Raw genomic sequence first — 22834 nt, 5'->3', positions numbered from 1 at the left:
CAGCAACCCGGCTCGGGCTCGGAAGAGGGGCACCACCCCAACCGACCGCGAGGATCGAGCGTGAACGGGAGGCCGTACCCTCTAGGGAAAACAGCGCCCGCACGGAGGATCGACGACGATGCCCGAGTTCGACTACACCGACCTGCTTCCCATGGGACCGGACGAGACGGAATACCGTCTGATCACGGCCGAGGGGGTACGGGTCGTCGAGGCCGCGGGACGCAGGTTCCTGGAGGTCGAGCCCGAGGCGCTGCGGCTTCTCACCGAGAACGCGATCCACGACATCTCCCACTACCTGCGGTCGTCCCACCTCGCCCAGCTCCGCAAGATCATCGAAGACCCCGAGTCCAGCGGGAACGACCGCTTCGTCGCCCTCGACCTGCTGAAGAACGCCTCGATCTCGGCGGGCGGCGTGCTCCCGATGTGCCAGGACACCGGCACCGCGATCGTGATGGGCAAGCGCGGGCGCCACGTGCTCACCGACGGCGCCGACGCCGAGCACCTCTCCCGCGGGGTCTACGACGCCTACACCCGGCTGAACCTGCGCTACTCCCAGATGGCCCCCCTCACCATGTGGGAGGAGAAGAACACCGGCTCCAACCTCCCCGCGCAGATCGAGCTCTACGCCGAGGACCCGGGCGGCCACCCCGACGAGTACAAGCTGCTGTTCATGGCCAAGGGCGGCGGCAGCGCCAACAAGTCGTTCCTCTACCAGGAGACGAAGGCGGTGCTCAACGAGAAGCGGATGCTCCAGTTCCTGGAGGAGAAGATCCGCTCGCTCGGAACCGCCGCCTGCCCGCCGTACCACCTGGCGATCGTCGTCGGCGGCACGTCCGCCGAGTTCGCCCTGAAGACCGCCAAGTACGCCAGCGCCCGCTACCTGGACTCCATCCCCACCGAGGGCTCCCCCTCCGGCCACGGCTTCCGCGACACCGACCTGGAGGCCAAGGTCTTCGAGCTCACCCAGAAGCTCGGCATCGGCGCGCAGTTCGGCGGCAAGTACTTCTGCCACGACGTCCGCGTCATCCGCCTCCCCCGCCACGGCGCCTCCTGCCCCGTCGCCATCGCGGTCTCCTGCAGCGCCGACCGCCAGGCCCTGGCGAAGATCACCCCCGAGGGGGTCTTCCTGGAGCAGTTGGAGACCGACCCGGCGAGGTTCCTGCCGGAGACCACGGACGACCACCTCTCGGACGACGTCGTCAAGATCGACCTCAACCGCCCGATGCCGGAGATCCTCGCCGAGCTGACCAGATACCCGGTCAAGACCCGCCTGTCGCTGACCGGCCCGCTCGTGGTCGCCCGCGACATCGCCCACGCCAAGATCGGCGAGCTCCTGGACGCGGGCGGCGAGATGCCGGAGTACCTCAAGGACCACGCGGTCTACTACGCCGGTCCCGCCAAGACTCCCGAGGGCTACGCCTCGGGTTCCTTCGGCCCCACCACCGCCGGGCGCATGGACTCCTACGTCGAGCGCTTCCAGGCCGCCGGGGGCTCCAAGGTCATGCTCGCCAAGGGAAACCGCTCCAAGCAGGTCACCGACGCGTGCAAGACCCACGGCGGCTTCTACCTCGGCTCCATCGGCGGACCCGCCGCCCGCCTCGCCCAGGACTGCATCAAGAAGGTGGAGGTCCTCGAATACCCCGAGCTGGGCATGGAGGCCGTCTGGAAGATCGAGGTCGAGGACTTCCCCGCCTTCATCGTCGTGGACGACAAGGGTGAGGACTTCTTCACCGACTCCACCGGCCCCGTCCTGACCATCGGCCGCCGCTGACCACCCCCGCCCGCGAGACGCCGCCTCGTCAGGATCCGCCGTACAGGCGCTCGAGGTCGACGAGTTCGACGTCGGAGCGCCGTGCGGCGGTGTGCACGAGGTCGGCGGTGAAACCCGACCGGGAGAACAGCAGAAGCTTGGGCAGCGCGGCGACCTTCGCGCTGGGAAGCAGCCCGCGCAGGTGTTCGAGGCGCTGGAGTTCGGCGAGGGGAACGGGGGTGGTCGTCCCCTTGGCCTCCCCGATCGCGATGATCCTGTCGGCGGCGAACGGAGCCGTCTCGGTCACCACGATGTCCAGTTCGTGGCCCTGCCGGTGCTCCCTGCAGGGAATCTGCGTGGGCCGGACGGCCGCCGCGACACCTCCGAGGGTTTCGGCGGCGGCGTGTTCAAGGCACCACTCCCTGGAGAGGTCCTCGAAGTGCGGGCCGTAGATCTTCCCTGACACCGTGTCCGCGTTGGCGGCCCAGACCTGGGCCGCTCGCCGTATGACCAGTTCGGGCTCGTGCCGCTGAATGAGCAACTGATGGAAGCGGACGACGGGTTCCGCGACGCGGAACAGGGCGCGCTTCTCCCGCAGGGCGTCGTCGACCTGCTCGATCAGACCGATGTCCTGAAGTCCCGACAGCAGGTGTGCCAGGGCGCTGCTCGGGCGGCCGAGCGCCGAGGCGATCTCCGAACGCCGGTGGTTGCCGACGCTGAGAGCGCTCAGGGTCGCGGCGTAGGAGGTCGGGTCGGCGACGGAGGGTTCCTCCCTGAGCAGAAGCGCGCCCTCGCGAAACATCGCCGAGGCCGGGTTGAGCAGGCGCCGCTCTACCCATCGGTCGAACTTCGCGAGGTCGGCCGGCCCGGATCCACCGCACATCTCGAGGTAGGCCGGAGTCCCTCCGACCAGGGCGTTCAGCCGGAACGCGAGTTCGGGGTCTCGGCCGGCGTTCCAGAAGGCGGCGGCGTCGCGGAACCTGAACGGCCGGACGACCAGCTCCAGCGAGGCTCGTCCGCGAAGCGGCGCCCCACCGCCGAGAAGCTGGGCCATGGTGGTGAGGGCACTGCCACAGAGGATCATCCGGGTCCGCGTGCGCTCCTTCGCGTGGCCGAGTGGGCTGAGCGCCGCCTGAAGGTACGAGGGCAGGGCCGGGGTCGCCGCGGTCAGGTAGGGGAACTCGTCGATGATGACGGGCACGGCCCGCTCCTCGCCGAGACGCAGCAGTTCGTCCAGTGCGTCGCGCCAGGTCCCGAAGACGACGGGCGTGCCCAGTCCGCGAAAAGCCGCGTAGGCGGCACCGAGATCCGCGAGGTTCTGCCGCTCGCTCTGCTGAGTGGCCGCGAACAGGAATCCGCCCGTCTCCCTGGCCAGCAGTTCGAGCATCAGCGTCTTGCCCTGCCTCCGGCGGCCGTAGACCAGGCCCAGCGTCGCCCCGGCGACAGGGGACGTGACGAACTCCGAGAGCTCCTCCCATTCCGCGTCACGGCCGAAGAGACGGTCCGGTTTCGAGATCATCGTCCTCCTCGGATATCGCCACAAGAATGATAGCTACAACTATCATAGCTACAGCTATCATTCTTGTACTCATCATCATGCCCGACTTAGCCCACGGAGGCGACGGGCGACCTCAGATTCCGGGGACCTCGGGCGAGAGGTAGACGCGAAAGGTGCCGAGGAGCTCGCGGGTGACGCCGAACTCGCGCAGCGTGGACCAGCCGAGGCGTTCGTAGAGGCGTACGGCGGCGGTGGCCGCGGGTGAGGTGACGAGCCAGGAGGGGCCCGCGTCCGCGGTGACGCGGCGGAGCAGGGAGGCGCCGAGACCCCGGCCGGCGAAGCGCGGGTCGACCGCGAGCTCGTGGACCTCGAAGCGGGCCTTCAGCACCGACGTGTCGCCGCCGAGGGCGTCCGCGATGGGGCGGTAGAGGCGGTCGGAAGGCCAGGGGTCGGGGGTCTCGAAACCGCAGGTGAAACCGGCGGGCTCGCCGTCGACATGGACGGTCACGCAGCGGAAACCGGGCCTGCCCGTCTGTGACGGCAGGCGCCTGACGAAGGCCTCGACCTGGTCGGGGGTCTCGTGCCACGGCGACGGCGTGAACGCCGCCGCGTAGATCGACCTCAACACCGCGGGGCTTGGCTCCGCGTCGTCGAAGACCGGCGGCACGAGACCTCCTGGACCAAACTGACCTTCGCCATCATGATGCAACTGCAACTTATTTGCAATAGTAGGAGACCTAGGTCGCAAGGCTGATGCAGATGCGAATAACTTGCAATAGTGTCCAAGGAAAAGGTGATCAACGAGGAGGTAGCCCGCATGGGTGAGTACACCCTTCCCGACATGCCCTACGACTACGCGGCCCTGGAGCCCGCGATCACCGGGGAGATCCTGGAACTGCACCACTCCAAGCACCACGCCGCCTACGTCAAGGGCGCCAACGACACCCTGGAACGGCTGGCCGAGGCGCGCGACAAGGGCGAGTTCGGCGGCCTGGTCGGGCTGGAGAAGACCTTCGCCTTCAACCTGTCCGGGCACGTGCTGCACTCGATCTTCTGGCAGAACCTCTCCCCGGACGGCGGTGACCGCCCCGACGGGGAGCTGGCCGCGGCCGTCGACGAGCACTTCGGCTCCTTCGAGGCCTTCGCCGGGCAGCTCACCGCCGCCACCGCCGGGGTGCAGGGCTCCGGCTGGGGCATCCTGGCCTGGGAGCCGCTGAGCCGCCGCCTGGTCGTCGAGCAGGTCTACGACCACCACGGCAACGTCGGGATGAACACCACCCCGCTGCTGGCCTTCGACGCCTGGGAGCACGCCTATTACCTCCAGTACCGCAACGTACGACCCGACTATGTGGAGAAGCTGTGGAGCTTGGTCAACTGGGCGGATGTCACGCAGCGTTTCTCAACAGTTACAAGCACGAAAATCTGACCCAAGTTGGCAAGAAGATTCGGCCCGGTCTCTACTGGTCGCATTACGCAAATCGGTAAGCTGCACCACATGCGTGCGCCGCCCGGATACCTTCTCGCAGCGCGCTACCGGCTGTCAGAACCGGTTGGGCGCGGTGGCATGGGTACTGTTTGGCGCGCGCACGACGAGTTGCTCAACCGTGAGGTGGCCGTCAAGGAGGTCCGCCTCCCCCTGGTCCTCGACGAGGAACTCCGCGCCGAGCTGTGCGCCAGAACCGAGCGCGAGGGGCGCGCGACCGCGATGGTCGCCCACCCCTCCGTCATCACCGTCTTCGACGTCGTCACCGAGGACGAGCGCCCCTGGATCGTGATGGAGCTGCTCCGCGCCAAGTCGCTGGAGCAGCTTCTCCAGGACCACGGCCCGCTGCCGCCGCGCCAGGTGGCGGAGATCGGCCGGCAGGTCCTGGGGGCGCTGCGCGCCGTGCACGCCAAGGGAATCCTTCACCGCGACGTGAAGCCGAGCAACGTCCTGGTGACCGACGACCGGGCCGTGCTCACCGACTTCGGCCTGGCCGCGCTCGAAGGCGACGTGTCGATCACCCAGGCGGGCATCGTGCTGGGTTCCGCCGGATACATCGCCCCCGAGCGCGTGCTGGGTGCCAAGGCCAGCCCGTCCGGCGACCTGTGGTCGCTCGGCGCGACCCTCTACACCGCCGTCGAGGGCCGGGGCCTGCACGGGCGCCGCACGGCCGCGGCCGCGCTCGCCGCGCTGACCAGTGGCGAGCCGATCCCCATGGAGCGGGCCGGACCGCTGACCCCCGTGCTGCGCGGCCTCCTCACGATCGACCCCAACTCCCGGCTCGAGGCGGGACGGGCCTCGATGATGCTCGCCCGGGTGGCGGCCGGCGGGATGGTCGAGGAGTCCTTCTCCAGGTCCCCGGGGCGGCCCGACGGCAGGCTGTCCACGAGCGGCTCCGACGGGGCGTCGGCTCCGCCGTTCAGCCGCCGCTCGCAGCACCGCGGGTTGCACCGGGTCGGCTCCTCGCCGCCGCCGGCACCGCGGCTCTCGTCGCCCGTGTCGCCCCCGCCGCCCTCGGGACCCACGTCGGGGCCGATGCCCCAGCTTCGCTCGCACCGGCGCCCCGGAGAGGGGGTCCACAGGAAACCAATGGAGGTTTCGCCAAGCTATCGCCCAATTGTCCGTTTTATGACACCCTTTATAAGGTTGGTCCTCCCGCGTCTTCTCTGGCCGAGGGAACTCCGTAAGCGTGGGTAAAGCGCTTCTCAAGTCGGAATGGCTATCTTCTTCTCATGCCGGAACAGCAGACGCGCGTGCTCGCGGACCGTTACGAGCTGATCGCGCCGCTCGGCCGGGGCACGATGGGCACCGTTTGGAAAGCCCACGACCGTTCCCTTGGCCGCGAGGTCGCGATCAAGGAGATCCGTCAGGAGCCCGGTCTCAGCGAGGCACAGCGCGCCGAACTTCGGGAACGGATGATCCGTGAGGGTCGTACGGCCGCCCGGATCAGCCACCCCTCGGTGGCCACCATCCACGACGCCATCGTCGAGGACGGCAGCCCCTGGATCATCATGGAGCTCGTGCAGGCGCGTTCCCTGGAGCAGGTGATCGAGGAGGAAGGGCCCCTTCCACCCCGTCTTGTCGCCGAGATCGGGGCCGACCTGCTGGGAGCGCTCCGCGCGGCCCACGCCCAGGGGGTTCTGCACCGCGACGTCAAGCCCGGCAACGTGCTGATCACCGAGAGCGGCCGGGTGGTCCTCACCGACTTCGGCATCGCCAAGGCGGAGGGCGACACGAGCCTCACCAAGACCGGCATGGTGATCGGCTCCCCCGGATACACCGCTCCCGAGCGGGCCCGTGGCGAGCACACCGGGCCCGAGTCCGACCTGTGGTCCCTCGGCGCCACGCTGTACTTCGCGGTCGAGGGCCGCCCGGCCTACGAGCGGGCCTCGGTGGCGGAGACCCTGGCCGCGCTGATGAGCGAGCAGGTCGACCCGCCGACCCAGGCGGGCCCGCTCCGCCCGGTGCTCGAACAGCTGCTGGAGAAGGACCACACGACGCGCCTGACGGCCGCCCAGGCGGGCGCGCTGCTCCGGGCGGTGGCCGACACCCCCTCGCACCTCGCGGAGTCCCTCCCCCCGGTCCAGGCGCCCGCCGCGGCCCCTCCCGCGCCCGCCCCGGCCTTCGCTCCCTCCCCCTCGGCCTCCGAGACCCCCTTCACCGAGGACACCGGAGACGGCGAGGAGGACCCCGAGGAGCCGGACGAGCCCAAGGACGGCGCCGGCGGTTTCGACGCCGACCGCACCATGGTGGTCATCCGCCCCAAGGACGGCCTGCGCATCCCCGGCGGTAAGACACCCTCCGAGCCGTCCCCGGCGACAGCCTCCGGCCGCCCGACGGCCTCGCCCTACCCGGACCGCCCGCCCTTCGCGGAGCCGGGCAGGCCGGTCGCGGGACGGCAGGGCCCTCCCGGTCTCGGAACCCCCGTCGCGCGGGCACCCGTGGCCCCCGGCGGCCCCGCTCCCAGGAAGCCCGGGGCGTTCGGGCCCGGCGCCTTCGGAGAGCCGGACAAATCAGCGGCCTTCGGAGAGCCGGGCGGGTCGGCGGCTTTCGGGGAGCCGGGAAGCGAGTCGGCGGCCACCCCGCCCCACGGGTTCCCGGTGAGCGGCGGGCCCGATCTCTCCGTCACCCCGCCGCACGGCTTCCCCCCGGTCGATCCGGAGCTCGGGGCGCCCGGCCCGGGACGCCCGGGGTCCGAGGCGCCGCCTCCGCAGCTGAGGCTCCTGCCCGACAACCGGCCCGCTCCCGGCAACCGGCCCCCCGCCGGCGACGGCCCGCCCGGCCAGGGAGGACCGGTGTCCTCTCAGCCCTGGCGTCCGCCGGGTCCCGAGGCCTCCGACGGCGCCTATCGCTCCCCCGGCCTGGGCACCGACCTGTTCGCGATCGCGAGCCAGAACGCCCGGCCCGACCCCGGCCGCCCCGGGCCGAGGAAACCGCCGTCGCAGAAGACCCGGATCGGCGTCCTCGTCCTCATGGGCGTGGCGGCGATCGCCCTCGTGGTGATCATGATCCTGTCGGTGGCCGCCTTCTTCTGAGGACGGCCCGCGAGGAGAACCCCGTACCCGCCACGCTCCCCTTCCCGGTTTGATTCCCTCTTCAGGACGCAGACTGGGTTCATGAGCGAGTATCGGATCGAGCATGACTCGATGGGCGAGGTACGGGTTCCCGCGGGTGCGAAGTGGCGGGCGCAGACCCAGCGGGCGGTGGAGAACTTCCCCGTCTCCGGACGCGGGCTGGAGGTCCCGCACATCGCGGCGCTCGGCCTGATCAAGGCGCTCGCCGCCGAGGTCAACGCGGAGCTGGGGGTGCTCGACAAGGAGCTGGCGGGGGCGATCGCCGAGGCCGCCACCGACGTTGCGGAGAACGAGTGGGACGGCGAGTTCCCCGTCGACGTCTTCCAGACCGGCTCCGGCACCTCCTCCAACATGAACGCCAACGAGGTGATCGCCACCCTCGCCGAGGAGCGGCTCGGCCGTCCCGTCCACCCGAACGACCACGTGAACGCCTCGCAGTCGTCCAACGACGTGTTCCCCACCTCCATCCACGTCGCCGCCATGACCGAGGTCTCGTACCACCTGATCCCCTCGCTGCGGCACCTGGCCACCGCGCTGCGGGACAAGTCGCTGGAGTTCGACGGCGTGGTCAAGGCCGGGCGCACGCACCTGATGGACGCCACCCCGGTCACGCTGGGACAGGAGTTCGGCGGGTACGCCACGCAGATCGACAACGCCATCGGGCGGGTGCGGAGCGCGCTCCCGCACCTCGCCCAGCTGCCCCTGGGCGGTACGGCGGTCGGCACCGGCGTCAACACCCCTCCCGGCTTCGCGACCAAGGTCATCGAGAAGCTGCGCGAGGCCACCGGGCTGCCGTTCTCCGAGGCTCCCGACCACTTCGAGGCCCAGGGCGCCCGGGACGCCGTCGTCGAGCTCTCCGGCCAGCTCCGCACGGTCGCGATCTCGCTCAACAAGATCGCAAACGATCTGCGCTGGATGGGGTCCGGCCCGCGGGCGGGACTGGGCGAGATCAACCTGCCCGACCTGCAGCCCGGGTCGTCGATCATGCCGGGCAAGGTGAACCCGGTCGTCCCCGAGGCGGTGACCATGGTCGCCGCCCAGGTCATCGGGAACGACGCGGCCATCGCCTTCTCCGGCGCCTCGGGCACGTTCGAGCTCAACGTGATGCTCCCGGTCATCGCGCGCAACGTCCTGGAGTCCGTACGGCTGCTCGCCAACGCCTCCCGGCTGCTGGCCGACCGGTGCGTGCACGGCATCACCGCCAACGTCGACCGCATGCGCGAGTACGCGGAGTCGTCGCCGTCGATCGTCACGCCGCTCAACCCGTACGTCGGGTACGAGGAGGCCGCGAAGATAGCGAAGCAGGCCCTGGCGGAGCGCAAGACCATCCGCGAGGTCGTCATCGAGCGCGGCCACGTCGCCAACGGCACTTTCACCGAGGAGCGGCTCGACGAGTTGCTCGACGTCCTGTCCATGACCCGCCCGCCCTCGTAGATCACGCCCCCGCCGCCGCTCCTGGACCGGTGACCGGGCCGGCGTCGCGGATCGGCCGCCCCGGCCGATGTCCGTAGATCGGCCGCCTGGGAGACTCGGGGCATGACCCAGATCAAGTTCTACGGCCGCAGGGACGTGTGGTCCGACCGACGTCAGGAGATCTCCGACACGGTCCACGGCTGCCTGGTGGACGTCTGGCGGCTTCCCGAGGACAAGCGGTTCCACCGGTTCCTGCTGCTGGACGCCGAGGACATGGTCTGCCCGCAGCGGAGCGAGCGGTACCTCATCGTGGAGATCGTCTGTTTCAGCGGCAGGACGGACGAGGCCAAGCGCTCGCTGATCCGCGCCCTGTTCAGCAGGACCGGGGACGCGTTCGGCCTGCCCGCCGAGGACCTGGAGATCGTGATCATGGAGTCGCCCAAGGTCAACTGGGGCATCCGCGGTCTCCCCGGCGACGAGCTCACGCTCATGTACCCGGTCACCATCTGAGAGCCGCCCCCGTTTCCGTCGCCCCCGGGCGGCGGCCGGCTCCCGGCGTTCTCGTACGCCGCCCCGCGCGAAGGCGCTCCGGGAAACGGGCGGGGAGGAAAGGCGGGGCCCCGTCAGAGCGGAGGCTCGCCACATAAGCACGCGACGGAGTGTGGGGGCGGGCGACATGGGCCGGGATTCGGGTCATTGCCTAGATTCGGCAGCATGATTGACCTAGCGGGTCGGCGAGCCGTGGTGACCGGGGCGGGCAGCGGGATCGGGCGCGCCTGTGCGCACCGGCTGGCCGCGGCCGGGGCACACGTGCTGGTGGTCGACATCGACGCCGAGGCGGCGGCGAAGGTCGCCGCGGAGATCTCGGGGACACCTGTCGTCGCGGACCTGTCGAAACCAGACTTCGTACGGGCGATCCCGCCCGGCACGGACATCGTGGTGAACAACGCCGGGTTCCAGCATGTGGCCCCAATCGAGGAGTTCCCCCCGGAGATATTCTCCAAGATCCTCAGGGTGATGGTCGAGGCCCCCTTCCTGCTGGTCAGGGAGACCCTCCCGGGGATGTACGAACGCGGCTGGGGCCGGATCGTCAACATCTCCTCGGTCCACGGGCTCCGCGCCTCGCCCTACAAGTCGGCGTACGTGACCGCCAAGCACGCCCTCGAGGGGCTGTCCAAGACGATCGCCCTGGAGGGCGCCCCGCACGGCGTCACCTCCAACTGCGTGAGTCCCGCCTACGTCCGCACCCCCCTGGTGGAGAACCAGATCGGCGCCCAGGCCGGGACCCACGGCATCGGCAGGGACGAGGTGGTCGAGCAGATCATGCTCGCCCCCGCCGCCGTCAAACGGCTGATCGAACCCGAGGAGGTCGCCGAACTCGTCGCCTACCTCTGCGGCCCGCACGGCTCCTTCATGACCGGCACCTCCCTCCCCATAGACGGCGGCTGGACCGCCCGCTGACCCCGGTGAGGACGCGCGGCGTCGCCATGAACCCGTGAAACCGCGCCGGGAACTGCAGTGAGGAGCGAAGGAGCCGGGTCCCAGCGGCCTCACCGCGACGCGCAGCGTCGCCATGAACGGAGAATGGTCGGTATGAACGCACGGGTCTTTCTCGAACTGCTGGCCAGGGAGGCTTCGGCGGTCGAGTTCGAGGGGCCCGTTCTGGCGGCGAGGACCGGCGGGGCCGGCGCGGAGGCGCTGGCGGAGCTGGAGGAGGCCAAGCTCGCCGCGCTGAAGGTGCGGGCGCTGCTGCGGCGCAGGGCGAAGCGGGAGGCCGAGCTGTCGGCGCTGTTCGACACGGCGGGCGACCTGGCCGGGCTGCGGGATCTGGACGCCGTCCTGGAGGCCATCGTGCACCGCGCCAGGCAGCTGCTCGGCACCGACGCCGCCTACATGACGCTGCACGACCCCGAGCGGGGCGACACCTGGATGCGGGTGACCGACGGCTCGGTGTCGGCGAAGTTCCGGGCGCTGCGGCTGGCCATGGGCGCGGGGCTCGGCGGGCTGGTTGCCCAGACCGCCACCCCGTACTCGACCGCCGACTACTTCGCCGACGAGCGCTTCCGCCACAAGACCGACATCGACGACGCGGTGCTCGAGGAGGGGCTGGTCGCCATCCTCGGCGTACCGCTCAAGCTGGGCGCGCGGGTGATCGGGGTGCTGTTCGCGGCCAACCGGAGCGTGCGGCCCTTCACCCAGGACGAGGTCGTGCTGCTGGGCTCGCTGGCCGCGCACGCGGCGGTGGCGATCGACAACGCCCGGCTGCTCCAGGAGACCAGGAACGCGCTCGAGGAGCTCAGCGAGGCCAACCGGCAGGTGAACGCGCACAGCCAGGCCGTGGAGCGCGCCGCGCTCGCGCACGACAGGATGACCGGCCTGGTGCTGCGCGGCGGCGGGGTCGAGGACGTGGCGGCGGTGGTGACGGAGGTGCTCGGCGGCTCGCTGGCGGTGCTCGACGACGCCGGGCGTCCGATCGCCGGGGACGCGGGCGTGCTGGAGGAGGGCGCGCTGGGCGAGGGGGCGTTCGACCAGACGACGTCAGGACCGGGGACGGGCTCGGGGACGCACCAGAGGCCGGGCTCAAGGCCGGGGTCGAAGCCGGGCGTCAGGCGAGGGACGCGGACGGTCGCGGACGTGATCGCGGACGCCGCGCGGTCGTCGAGGGCGCTGGGACGCACCGTGCGGCAGGGAGACCTGCTGGTCGCGTCGGTGGACGTGGGCGCGGAGCCGCTGTGCACGCTGGTGCTGCGCAACGGCGGTCAGGTGTCGGACGCCGACCAGCGCATCCTGGAGCGGGCCGCGCTGGTCACCGCGTTGCTGCTGCTGTTCAGGCGTACGGTGGCCGAGGCGGAGGGCCGGGTCAGGGGCGAGCTGCTCGACGACCTGATCTCGCGGCCCGCCCTCGACGGCCTGGCCGACCGCGCCCGGCGGGTGGGGGTGAACCTCGACCACGACCACGTGGTGGTCGTGGTCCGCCACGGCGGCGGGCGGGAGCGGGCCGCGTTCTGGGCGTCCTCCCAGGCGACGCTGCACCACGGCCTCGCCGCGCAGCGCGGCGACGAGGTGGTCCTGCTGCTTCCCGGGGACCGGCCGGGCCCCCTGGCCAAGCGGGTGGCGGCCGAGCTGAGCGCCTCGCTCGGCCACCCGGCCACGGCGGGCGCCGGAGGGCCCGTACGCGGCACCGCGGAGGTGGCCGCCGCGCACCGGGAGGCGCAGCGCTGCGCCGACGCCCTGGTGGCCCTGGGGAGGGCCGGGGAGGGCGCCGGGGCCAGGGAGCTGGGCTTCGTCGGACTGCTGGTCGGCGAGGGGCGCGACATCGGGGCGTTCCTCGCCTCCGCGCTCGGCCCGGTGATCGACTACGACGCCCGAAGGGGCACCGCGCTGGTGCAGACGCTCACCGCGTACTTCGGCATGGGCGGCTCGCTGTCGCGGACCAGCGAGGCCCTGCACATCCACGTCAACACGGTCACCCAGCGCCTGGACCGGATCGGCCAGCTCCTCGGCGACGACTGGCAGGCCCCCGACCGGGCCCTGGAGATCCAGCTCGCCCTGCGCCTGCACCGCCTCAGCGGCTGACCCGGCCGCGCCGATCGGTCCCGCGAGGGGCGGCCCCACACATCCACATAGGGCGCCCGTCGGCTATGGCGGTCGTACCCATAGGAGTGACGCCGGTCACTACGTACGGTAGCCGAAATCCCCCCAACAGCGACTTCCCCTGGTGAGTGAGATGGCAGAGAAAACCCGTACCCCCATCGGAAAGATCGTCGGTGCCAGTCTGATCGGCACCACGATCGAATGGTATGACTTCTTCCTGTACGGCTCCGCCGCCGCACTGGTCTTCCCGCAGCTGTTCTTCCCCCAGTCGGAGCCGCTGACCGGCACCCTGCTGGCGTTCCTGACCTACGCGGTGGGCTTCGTGGCCCGCCCGCTGGGGGCGCTGGTCTTCGGGCACTTCGGCGACCGGATCGGCCGCAAGAAGCTGCTGGTGGTCAGTCTGCTGATGATGGGCGGGGCGACCTTCCTGATCGGCTGCCTGCCGACCCACGCGGCGATCGGCATGGCGGCACCGCTGCTGCTGACCCTGCTCCGGCTCGTCCAGGGCTTCGCCCTCGGCGGCGAGTGGGGCGGCGCGGTGCTCATCGTCTCCGAGCACGGCGACGCCGCGCGCCGGGGCTTCTGGGCCTCCTGGCCGCAGGCGGGCGCCCCGGGCGGCAACCTGCTGGCCACCGCCGTGCTGGCGGTACTGGCCGCGGTCCAGACGGAAGAGGCGTTCGTGAGCTGGGGCTGGCGGATCCCGTTCCTGCTGTCCGGCGTACTGGTGCTGGTCGGCATGTGGATCCGGCTTTCCATCAGCGAGTCGCCCATCTTCCAGCAGGCGGTCGCCAACGCCAAGCCCTCGCAGTCCCTGCCGATCGTGGAAGTGTTCAGGTACCACTGGCGGGACGTCCTCATCGCGATCGGCGCCCGCTTCGCGGAGAACGTCTCCTACTACGTGATCACCGCGTTCGTGCTGGTCTATGCGACGGCGCAGGCGGGGCTGGCGAAGCCGGTCGTGCTCAACGCGGTGCTGATCGGGTCGGCCATCCACTTCGTCTCGATCCCGCTGTGGGGGGCGCTCTCCGACCGGCTCGGCCGCCGGCCCGTCTACCTGCTCGGCGCCGCCGGCGTGGGCCTGTGGTCCTTCGCGTTCTTCCCGCTGATCGACACCAAGAACTTCGCCGCCGTCACGCTGGCGGTGACCGTCGGGCTGATCCTGCACGGCGCGATGTACGGCCCGCAGGCCGCGTTCTTCTCCGAGCTGTTCGCCACGAGGATGCGCTACTCGGGCGTCTCGATCGGCTCGCAGCTCGCCTCGATCGTCGCGGGCGCCCTGGCCCCGCTGATCGCGGTCGCCCTGCTGGACGCCTACAAGTCGTCGTTCCCGATCATGCTGTACGTGGCCGGAGCCGCCGTGCTCACCCTGATCACCGTGTACCTCTCGCGCGAGACCAGGGGACGCGACCTCGTCACCATCGGCACCCACGACGAGGCTCCGACCACCCGCTGACCCGTACGGAGAGACATCTGATGCGCATCGAGAACCGGCCGGTGCCCACCGGCCGGATCACACAGAACGTCCTGTCGGTCGCGGGAAACGACGGGAACACCGAGAACACCGGGGACACCGGGAGCGCCGCGGAGAGCGGCGGGACGGTGCTGTTCGTACACGGGAACGTGTCGAGCGCCGCCTTCTGGCGGAACACGATGCTCGCCCTGGCCGAAGCGGGTCACCGGCCGCTCGCCGTGGACCTGCGGGGCTTCGGCGACACCGAGCCCGCCCCGGTCGACGCCACCCGCGGCCTGCGGGACTACTCCGACGACGTGCTCGCCCTCCTCGACGCCCTCGGGCTGGACGGCGTGCACCTGGTGGGCTGGAGCATGGGCGGCGGTGTCGTGCTGCAGGCGCTGCGCGACCGGCCGTCCGCCGTGCGGAGCGTGACCCTGGTCAACCCGATCTCCCCGTACGGCTTCGGCGGCACGCACGGTGTCGACGGCGTGCTGAACCACCCCGACGGCACGGGCGGCGGGGCGGGAGCGGCCAACCCCGACTTCGTGAAGCTGCTCGCGGCCGGGGACACCTCCGACGACTCCCCGGTCTCGCCGAGAAACGTGATGCGGACCACGTACGTGAAGCCCGGCACGGTGATCGAGGACGAGGACGCCCTGGTCGCGTCGATGCTGTCCACGAGGGTCGGCGAGGACCACTACCCGGGTGACGCGGTGGCGTCGGAGGAGTGGCCGGGGGTCCGTCCCGGTACGCGGGGCGTGCTCAACTCGTTCGCCCCGACACACTTCCGGCTCGACGACCTGCACACGATCGACCCGAAGCCGCCGATCCTGTGGATCAGGGGCGAGGCCGACGTGATCGTCTCCGACACCTCGCTGTTCGACCTGGCCCACCTGGGCGCCCTGGGCGCCGTCCCCGGCTCGCCCGGCACCCCCGCGCAGCCGATGGTCACCCAGACCCGCGCCGCCCTGGAGCGGTACGGCCCCTACACCGAGATCGTCCTGGACTGCGGCCACAGCCCGCACATCGAGCGGCCCGCCGAGTTCCGCGCCGCCCTCTCTGACCACCTGAAGCGGAGTTGACGATGCGCAGTATCGATGGCGACGCCTCACGTCGCGGTGAGGCCGCTGGGACCCGGCCCTTCCTCAGTCCGGTCCCCGGCGCGACCTCACGGGTTCACGGCGACGCCGCGCGTCGCGGGTGGGCCGTGGGGCTCAGCGCCGTGACCTTCGCCGCCCTGCTGGCCGGGGCGCCCGCGGCGAGCGCGGAGACCTCACCGGCGCACTGCGCCCGGCTGGACCGGGTGGCGGTGCCGGGTGCCGAGCACCAGGTGAAGGCCTGCCTGGACGACCTCACGACGGCGGGCACGACCGTCTCCGGACACACCGACCCGGCCGACTGGGCGGGCCTGCACCCGGCGGGGGCGGTCAACCCGAAGGGCGTGCCCGGCATCCAGGTCGACGGCTACTTCCCCGACACCTCGACCTCCAACACGACGCACGGCTGGAACCACGACTCGCAGTTCGTCCTGCGGCTGCCCGACAACTGGAACGGCGGCCTGGTGGTCACCGGCACCCCCGGCAACCGGGAGCAGTACGCCAACGACTTCACCGTCTCCGACTGGGCGCTGGCCAAGGGATACGCCTACGCGGTGACGGACAAGGGCAACGTCGGCGTCACCTTCTACAAGGACGGCCGCAAGCCCGGTGACGCGGTCGCCGAGTGGAACGACCGGGTCACGCAGGTCGCGGTCGCGGCCAAGGCCGTCGTCGCCCAGCGCTACGGCAGGCTTCCCAAGCGGACCTACGCCGCGGGCATCTCCAACGGCGGATACCTTGTCCGCTGGCAGCTGGAGAACCGGGCCTGGCTCTACGACGGCGGGATCGACTGGGAGGGCACGCTCTGGCGGGTCAAGGGCGACAACCTCGTCAACTACCTGCCCCCGGCGCTGCGGGCCTATCCGGCGGGTGACACCCAGGCGATGTACGACGCGGGTTTCGCCCGCGGCTCGGAGTTCCTGTGGCCGTTCCACTACCAGTACTACTGGGACCTGACCCAGCGCCTCTACCGTGAGGAGCTCGACCCCTCCTTCGACGGCGACACCGACGCGGGCACCCCCTTCTGCTCCTCGGGCACCCCGGCCTGCGACGCCGACTACGACTACGACGCGCGCAAGCCGTACGCGGCGGTGCGGAAGATCGGGCTCACCGGCCGGATCGGCAAGCCGCTGATCACGATCCACGGCACGCTGGACACGCTGCTGCCGATCTCCCGCTCCGGCGACGTCTACGCGGACATGGTCGGCGAGCACCGGCCGTTCCGCTACTACCGGATCACCGACGGCACCCACGTGGACGGTCTCTACGCCGCCTACCCCGACAAGCTCCGCCCGCTGCTGCCGTGCTTCCGCAGCGCGTTCGAGACCCTGGAGGGCTGGGTGGAGCGCAGGCAGAGCCCGCCGCCGAGCGCGACCCTGCCGAGGCCCTCGACCGGCGACCTGCCCAACGAGTGCCGGCTGGGCGTGTGACATCTCCGCACGGCGCCACACCACTCTCGCGGGCCGTGTGGCGCCGTGCGGAGTTTCAGCTGAGCATGTAGCGCCGCTGGACGCTTCTGGTCACCCGGACCGCGTGCCTGACCAGCGGTATCCGCAGCGCGATCCGCTTCAGCAGCGGGTACCAGGGCTCGGAGGGCTTGGCGGCGGACCTGTGGATCTCCACCCGGCCGCCGCGGTTCATCTCCACCTTGAAGCGGAGCCCGGTCTCCGTGCCGTCCACCCGCAGGAACGGCGCCCAGACGCCCGGCGCGAGGAACCCCTCCCGGTACGCCAGCCGGGTCGGGATCTTGGCGATCAGCCGCCCGGCCAGTTCCCCGGGGACACCGGGCTCGACCAGCGCGGGGGCGGCGACCTCGCGTTCCCTGCCCGCGATCTGGCGGAACACCAGCTCCGCGGGCGGCCCCCCGCTCGGCGGCACGTACGGCACGGGCACGACGACGAAGACGTGCTTGCGCTGCCTGATGACCGTCGTACCCGGTGAGACCAGGACGATCGACTCGGGGAACGAGCGCGGTTCCACGCAGATCCCCAGCTCTCCGCTGTCGGACCACCAGGGGACGATCAGCCGTTTGGAGCAGTCGGCCACCATCCCGGTGCAGTTCAGCGGCGACCCGGTCACCCGGGTGTGCGCCTGCTGCGCACCTCCGTACATGCGCACGTGTATCTCCCAGAGTCCCGGCCGCAGCGGACCGTCCGTGGCCGCCGAGTCGACGTCCAGCCTGGCCGTTCCCGTGACCTGGAGCCTGACCCCGTTGCGATGGCGGCAGCGGACGATCGAGCACTTCGAGGGCAGGAAGTGGATGGCCCCGGTGTCCTCGTGCCTGATGTAGACCTCGAACCGCGCCTTGGCGGCGGCCTGGCTGACGTCGGCCATCTCGGGCGGCAGGCGGAGCCCGTCGAGGGGTACGGGAGGCTCCCAGAGCAGCCCGTCGCCTCCGTAGGGGACGAAGCGCATCGGGGTGCCGTCGGCCTGCGTCATCTCCACGGTGAGCCCCATGGTGAGCGCGCCGCCGTCCCAGGTGAGGTCGTCGAGGTCCGCCTGGAGGCGGACGCCTCGCATGGCTCCGGCCAGCAGGACGAGCTGGTCGAGGCGCCCCGCGCGAAGCAGCGCGGCGCGGGCCCGCAGCTGGACGGGCAGCAGGAGGTCGAGGCGGGGTGGGAAGCGCTGGACGACCAGCTCTCGCAGGGTCGTGAAGGTGGCCGCCCGGTCCGTGGAGGAGGTGACGAACCTGCTCCCGCCGAGCCTTCGCAGCACCGCGGTGCGAAACCACTGGGCGTACATCCGGTCGCGCCGGCGGCCCTCGGGGACCTCGTCGTCGATGATGTCGAGCAGCTCGCGCAGCTCCGCGGCCCAGACGTAGGGGTCCTCCCGCGGGTCGGACCGCTGGGTGACGTGGCAGCAGACCTGGCCGGCCATGACGACGACGTTCTTGGCCCGCAGGTAGGCGCGGAGCACGAAGGCCTGCTCGGCCAGGCGCCCGCCGGGATCGGGGAAGTTCAGCGCCTCCGCGTCGAGGAAGGCCCTGCGATAGAGCTTGTGCGGTGTGAGCAGCGTGAGCAGCCGGTCCGTGACGATGTCGGCGTGCTCGCGGTCGGCGTCGAAGACCGTGGAGGACGGTTTCTGGTCGCTGATCAGCCGCCCGAGGAGGATGTCGGCGCCGGTCCGCACGGCCCGCAGGTACATTCGCTCCAGAGCGGCCCTTTCCAGGCGGTCGGTCTGGTCCAGCAGGTAGACGTACTCGCCCCTGGCGACCATGAGGGCGACGTTGCGGCCGCGCATCGGCGACCCGGTCCGCTCAAGGTGGAGCACCCTGACGTTCGACCGCACCGCGGCCAGGGTGTCGAGACGCTGCTGGATTCCGTCGTCGGAACCGTCGTCGGCGAAGATGACCTCGTAGTCCTCGGAGGCCATCGTCTGCTCCAGCACCGACCGGATACAGGCGTCGGCGCCATCACCGGGGTTGTGCACCGGCACCACCACGCTGACCTTCACGTCCATGCGGCCAAGGGTGCGGCGCGCGGCGCCTGGAGACGGCCAGACTTGCCGACTCCTGGTCTCTTAGTACCAGCCTTTGGCCTGGGAATGGGCCCAGGCACCACAGGGCGAGCCGTAGCGGCCCTTGATGTAGCTGAGCCCCCACTCGATCTGGGTGGCCGCGTTGGTCTGCCAGTCGCCTCCGGCGCTGGCCATCTTGTGGCCGGGGAGGGACTGGGGGATGCCGTAGGCGCCGCTGGAGGTGTTCATGGCGCGCTCGTTCCAGCCGCTCTCCTTCATCCAGAGCTTCTCCAGGCAGCCCCACTCGCCGGCCCAGCCCCTGGCCTCCAGCATCTGCTTGCCCAGTGCCCTGTTGCCGGTCGGGTTGGAGGTGCCCGGGGGAAGCTGCTGGGGGTTGAAGCCGCCACCGCCCGGCGCCTCGTCAACGATCTTGACCGGGTTGAGCATCTTGCGGTTGTCGCGTTCGGCGGCGATCTTGTCGGCCTTGAGCGCCTGGGCGGCCTGGGCCTTCAGCATGTCGGACTCCAGGTCGGAGCCGAACGGGTCGGAGCCGAGCATCTGCGCCATCTCATCCAGGGTGAGCGGCTGCGTCGGCGGCGCCGAGGCGTTCTGGACGGCGGTGTAGGCGGTGAAGGCGCCTCCGCCCACCAGGACGACGAGCGCGGCGCCCAGGATCAGCACGCGCTTGGAGGTCATACCGCGTTTCGAACTGGGCTCGGCGGGGGCCTTCCCCCTGGCCGCCCTGCGGTTCGTACGGCGGCCGCGGGGCGCCGAGCGCTCCTTTAGTTGCTGTGATCCTGGACTCACGACCTATGAGCTTGCCGTGCGGAGGGGGGTGGTACGCAACCGGAACGGGAGAGTTGGTCTGCGTCCGGCCGGACCCGCCGGGGTTTCTCACGACCTAACCACCAGGCCACGAGCACTTTCCGGGCAATGAAATCATGGGAGTGATTTTGCTCACATTTTGCCCTGTGGAGCCACTTGGGCCGACTGAGTGATCATGAAAGCGCCCGAATCGTGGTCTGACCACCTCATTCAGGTACTGTTTGCCTTATGTCTGGGTTTTGTGACCCGGCAGATCCATCCGAGCCTTGGGAGAATGATTACCCGGTGGCAGGCATCCTCCTCGTCGAAGACGACCCCTCGGTCCGGACCGGGCTGGAGCTCGCGCTCACCCGGCAGGGCCACTCCGTCACCGCGTACGCCAGCGGCGAGGAGGCGCTTGAGCACATCAAGTCCCGCCGCCCCGAGATCGCCATTCTGGACGTCATGCTGCCCGGCATCGACGGCGTCGAGGTGTGCCGCCGCATCCGCAGGCTCGACCAGCTGCCGGTGATCCTCCTCACCGCCAGGGGCGACGACCTCGACGTGGTCGTGGGGCTGGAGGCCGGGGCCGACGACTACGTGGTCAAGCCGGTCGAGCCCCGCGTGCTGGACGCCCGCATCCGCGCCGTCCTGCGCCGGGTGGAGTCGGTCGCCTCCGACCGCATCACCTTCGGCGATCTGGTCATCGACCGGGGCGCGCTCAAGGTGGCGCTGGGCGGCCGCGAGGTCCATCTCACCCCCACGGAGCTGCGGCTCCTGCTCGAACTCGTCCGCCACCCCGGCCAGGTGCTCAACCGCAGATACCTGCTGCGGGCCGTCTGGGACCACACCCACGTCGCCGACTCGCGACTGGTCGACGCCTGCGTCCAGCGGGTCCGCGCCAAGATCGAGGCGGTCCCCGCCGAGCCCGAGTTCATCCACACGGTACGGGGATTCGGCTACCGGTTCAGCCCGCCGTGAAGCGGATGTTCCCTCCCTCGATGCGGCGGATGTACACCGGCCTGCGCGGGCGCCTGGTGATCACCTTCACCCTCATCGCCGTCACCGCCTCCGCGGTCGTCGCGGGAATCGGCTACGAGTTCGTCAAGAGCCGCATGATCGGGCGTGCCGAGCAGGTGGCCGTGAGCGACGTGCGCGACACCCTGGAGGGCATCAGGGTGCCCATCGGCGCCCTCTGGCCGGGAGACAGCCCCCCGACCGACGAGGAGATCAGCGCGCTGCAGAAAAGCCTGCGGCCCCAGGGCGGCAAGGTGGTGGTCCGCTACGAGGACTACCTCTACCCCGACGGCGACTTCGGCACCAAGAACGTCCCCGGTGACCTCGCCGCCAGGGCCACCCAGCGGATGGTCGCCAAGCGCATGACCGTCGGCGGCGACATGTGGCTGCTCATCGGCACCCCCGTCTGGCGGATCGAGCCCATACACACCGCCCAGCCCACCGGGATGACCGTCTTCGTGTTCGCCCCCCTCATCGAGGAGGAGCGGCTCCTGAGCGGCCTGCGGCAGCCGCTGGCCGTCGCCGGCGTCGCCATGCTGATCATCGCGCTGTCCCTGGGCCTGGTGTCGGCCCGGCAGCTCCTGCTGCCGGTCAGGCGGCTCGGCTCGGCGGCCCGCGCGCTCGGCGCCGGCCACCTCGACACCCGCCTGCCCGTACACGGCCAGGACGAGCTCGCCGAGCTCACCGCCACGTTCAACGACACCGCCGCCGCCCTGGAGCGGAGCGTCACCGAGCTGCGCGCGCTGGAGGCGATGTCCCGCCGCTTCGTCGCCGACGTCTCGCACGAGCTGCGAACCCCCCTGACCGCGATGACCGCGGTCACCGACATGCTCTCCGAGGAGGCCGAGCGGCTGCCGCCCGATCCCGCGGCGGCCGTACGGCTGGTGCTGCGCGAGATCGCGCGGCTGCGGACCCTGATCGAGCAGCTCATCGAGGCGAGCCGGTTCGACTCGGGCACGGCCACGCTGAACGTGGACACCGTGAACATCGTCGACGTGGTCTGCGACTGCCTGGAGATGCGCGGCTGGTCGGACCAGGTGCGGGTGAACGTGCCCGAGGGACTGGCCTTCTCCGTCGACCCCAGGCGCTTCGACGTCATCGTGGCCAACCTGGTGGGCAACGCCCTGCGCCACGGTGAGCTCCCGGTGATGGTGACCGCCCGCAGCACCGCGAACGGCCTGGAGGTGAAGGTGCGCGACCACGGCAAGGGCATTCCGGCGAAGGACCTGCCCTTCGTGTTCAACCGTTTCTACAAGGCCGGCGCCCGGGGCGACGGCAGCGGGCTCGGCCTGTCCATCGCGCGGGCCAACGCCCAGCTGCACGGGGGCACGATCTCGGTCCGCGCGCAGCGGCCGGGAACCCTCTTCACGGTCTGGCTCCCCCCGGCATGAGAAGACTCACCCGCCCGCACGCCCTGACCGCCCTCACCTCACCCGGCACGAGACGGCTCACCGGCCCGCACACCCCGGCCACACGTGGCGCGAGACGGCTCACCGGCCCGCGCGCCCCGGCCGCCCTGACCGCACGTGGCACGAGACGGCTCGCCTGCCTGCTCGCCGCGGCCCTGGTGCTGTGCGGATGCGGCATCTCCCCCACCGACGTCCAGGACTACGGCCGCCCGCCGGTGATCAGCTACAGCCCCACGTGGGTGACGGTCTATCTGCTCCGCGACGGCCGGCTGGAGCCCGTCAAGATCCCGGTGGTCTCCGACTCGGCCAAGAACATCATCGACACCCTGTTCCGGGCCGGCAAGCAGCCGCCGAAGGCGGGGCTGACCAGCGCGCTCAACGACTTCAGCCACTACGACACCAAGACGACCCGCTACTCCGACAACACCGACCAGCGCAACGAGCCTGACGACAACCTGGGCTACCGGCTGAACGTGATCATCACGGGCGAGGGCAAGGTCTCCAAGGAGGCCCTCGCCCAGATCACCTGCACCATCCGGCAGAACAAGCAGGAGAGCATCTGGAGCGTCGAGGTCACCCGGCTCTTCCCCGGGACCCCGGAGACGATGGGCGACCGCGGCTGCTTCGAGTACCGCAAGCTCGCGGCGCCCGGCGTGCGGCTGCCGCCCTGAGAAGCCCCGCGCCACCGCCGCGGGCACCGGACGCACGACCGCCCGCCTGAGAGACCCTGCGGACGCCGGACGTACGGCCGCCGACCGCGGGCGCCCGGCGTTTCATCGCGAGAAG

General features: G+C 70.8%; 18 protein-coding genes. 14 read left to right on the top strand and 4 right to left on the bottom strand.

The annotated features are described in order from the left end of the window. The first annotated feature begins 118 nt into the window (after positions 1-118). Entirely contained in the window at positions 119-1771 is a 1653-nt protein-coding gene (locus tag ACSDR0_RS04365) for a fumarate hydratase (RefSeq protein ID WP_435287410.1), read from the top strand. A gap of 28 nt (positions 1772-1799) precedes the next feature. Here ACSDR0_RS04365 and ACSDR0_RS04360 read toward each other — a convergent pair whose 3' ends face one another. Together ACSDR0_RS04360 and ACSDR0_RS04355 are read right to left on the bottom strand one after the other, a co-directional pair. Then, the gene (locus ACSDR0_RS04360; RefSeq protein WP_435287409.1) at positions 1800-3269 is read right to left on the bottom strand and encodes an AAA family ATPase; all 1470 of its coding nucleotides are present in this window, start codon (positions 3267-3269) and stop codon (positions 1800-1802) included. A gap of 112 nt (positions 3270-3381) precedes the next feature. After that, positions 3382-3915 carry a GNAT family N-acetyltransferase gene (locus ACSDR0_RS04355; protein WP_435287408.1) on the bottom strand — a complete coding sequence of 178 codons (534 nt, stop codon included), beginning with the start codon at positions 3913-3915 and terminating at the stop codon, positions 3382-3384. 150 nt (positions 3916-4065) lie between these two features. On the opposite strand from ACSDR0_RS04355, the gene ACSDR0_RS04350 reads away from it, so the two are divergent. From ACSDR0_RS04350 to ACSDR0_RS04305, 10 genes are all read left to right on the top strand, one after another. Continuing rightward, complete coding sequence (locus ACSDR0_RS04350; protein ID WP_435287407.1) at positions 4066-4674, top strand: superoxide dismutase; 609 nt, start codon at positions 4066-4068, stop codon at positions 4672-4674. A gap of 138 nt (positions 4675-4812) precedes the next feature. Beyond that, positions 4813-5928, top strand: a complete 1116-nt coding sequence (locus ACSDR0_RS04345) for a serine/threonine-protein kinase (RefSeq protein ID WP_435287406.1) — start codon at positions 4813-4815, stop codon at positions 5926-5928. 35 nt (positions 5929-5963) lie between these two features. After that, positions 5964-7766 carry a protein kinase domain-containing protein gene (locus tag ACSDR0_RS04340; protein WP_435287405.1) on the top strand — a complete coding sequence of 601 codons (1803 nt, stop codon included), beginning with the start codon at positions 5964-5966 and terminating at the stop codon, positions 7764-7766. Positions 7767-7847: 81 nt separating this feature from the next. Further along, the gene (locus ACSDR0_RS04335) at positions 7848-9239 is read left to right on the top strand and encodes a class II fumarate hydratase (RefSeq protein WP_435287404.1); all 1392 of its coding nucleotides are present in this window, start codon (positions 7848-7850) and stop codon (positions 9237-9239) included. A 102-nt stretch (positions 9240-9341) separates the two neighbouring features. Further along, on the top strand, positions 9342-9728 hold the full coding sequence (locus ACSDR0_RS04330; protein ID WP_435287403.1) for a tautomerase family protein: 387 nt from the start codon (positions 9342-9344) through the stop codon (positions 9726-9728). A 204-nt stretch (positions 9729-9932) separates the two neighbouring features. Further along, positions 9933-10679 (top strand): 3-hydroxybutyrate dehydrogenase, encoded by a 747-nt coding sequence (locus ACSDR0_RS04325; RefSeq protein ID WP_435287402.1) that lies wholly within the window; start codon positions 9933-9935, stop codon positions 10677-10679. A 132-nt stretch (positions 10680-10811) separates the two neighbouring features. Further along, positions 10812-12794: a helix-turn-helix domain-containing protein gene (locus ACSDR0_RS04320; RefSeq protein ID WP_435287401.1), complete on the top strand. Its 1983-nt coding sequence runs from the start codon at positions 10812-10814 to the stop codon at positions 12792-12794. 151 nt (positions 12795-12945) lie between these two features. Then, positions 12946-14265, top strand: coding sequence for an MFS transporter (locus ACSDR0_RS04315; protein WP_435287400.1), 1320 nt, complete (start codon positions 12946-12948; stop codon positions 14263-14265). 20 nt (positions 14266-14285) lie between these two features. Next, complete coding sequence (locus ACSDR0_RS04310) at positions 14286-15347, top strand: alpha/beta fold hydrolase (protein WP_435287399.1); 1062 nt, start codon at positions 14286-14288, stop codon at positions 15345-15347. Between the two features lie 2 nt (positions 15348-15349). Then, a complete protein-coding gene (locus tag ACSDR0_RS04305) occupies positions 15350-16792 on the top strand; it encodes a tannase/feruloyl esterase family alpha/beta hydrolase (RefSeq protein ID WP_435287398.1) in 1443 nt (480 codons plus the stop codon). 55 nt (positions 16793-16847) lie between these two features. Here the strand turns inward: ACSDR0_RS04305 and ACSDR0_RS04300 are convergent, their stop codons facing one another. Both ACSDR0_RS04300 and ACSDR0_RS04295 read right to left on the bottom strand, forming a co-directional pair. Next, complete coding sequence (locus ACSDR0_RS04300; RefSeq protein ID WP_435287397.1) at positions 16848-18821, bottom strand: glycosyltransferase family 2 protein; 1974 nt, start codon at positions 18819-18821, stop codon at positions 16848-16850. A 60-nt stretch (positions 18822-18881) separates the two neighbouring features. Then, entirely contained in the window at positions 18882-19514 is a 633-nt protein-coding gene (locus tag ACSDR0_RS04295) for a lytic transglycosylase domain-containing protein (RefSeq protein WP_435287396.1), read from the bottom strand. A 414-nt stretch (positions 19515-19928) separates the two neighbouring features. On the opposite strand from ACSDR0_RS04295, the gene ACSDR0_RS04290 reads away from it, so the two are divergent. The 3 genes from ACSDR0_RS04290 to ACSDR0_RS04280 are packed head-to-tail and all read left to right on the top strand — an operon-like array spanning position 19929 to position 22719. Further along, positions 19929-20603, top strand: coding sequence for a response regulator transcription factor (locus ACSDR0_RS04290; RefSeq protein ID WP_329085956.1), 675 nt, complete (start codon positions 19929-19931; stop codon positions 20601-20603). Positions 20604-20623: 20 nt separating this feature from the next. Then, positions 20624-22030 carry an ATP-binding protein gene (locus ACSDR0_RS04285; protein WP_435287395.1) on the top strand — a complete coding sequence of 469 codons (1407 nt, stop codon included), beginning with the start codon at positions 20624-20626 and terminating at the stop codon, positions 22028-22030. Further along, positions 22027-22719 (top strand): hypothetical protein, encoded by a 693-nt coding sequence (locus ACSDR0_RS04280; RefSeq protein ID WP_435287394.1) that lies wholly within the window; start codon positions 22027-22029, stop codon positions 22717-22719. Before ACSDR0_RS04285 ends, ACSDR0_RS04280 begins: the two co-directional genes overlap by 4 nt. Positions 22720-22834 lie beyond the last annotated feature (115 nt).

Origin of the sequence: Streptosporangium sp. G11 (genome assembly GCF_051192615.1) — a bacterium.
In the GTDB taxonomy this organism is placed as follows: Bacteria; Actinomycetota; Actinomycetes; order Streptosporangiales; family Streptosporangiaceae; genus Streptosporangium.
This window is presented reverse-complemented; position numbering and strand designations above follow the sequence as displayed.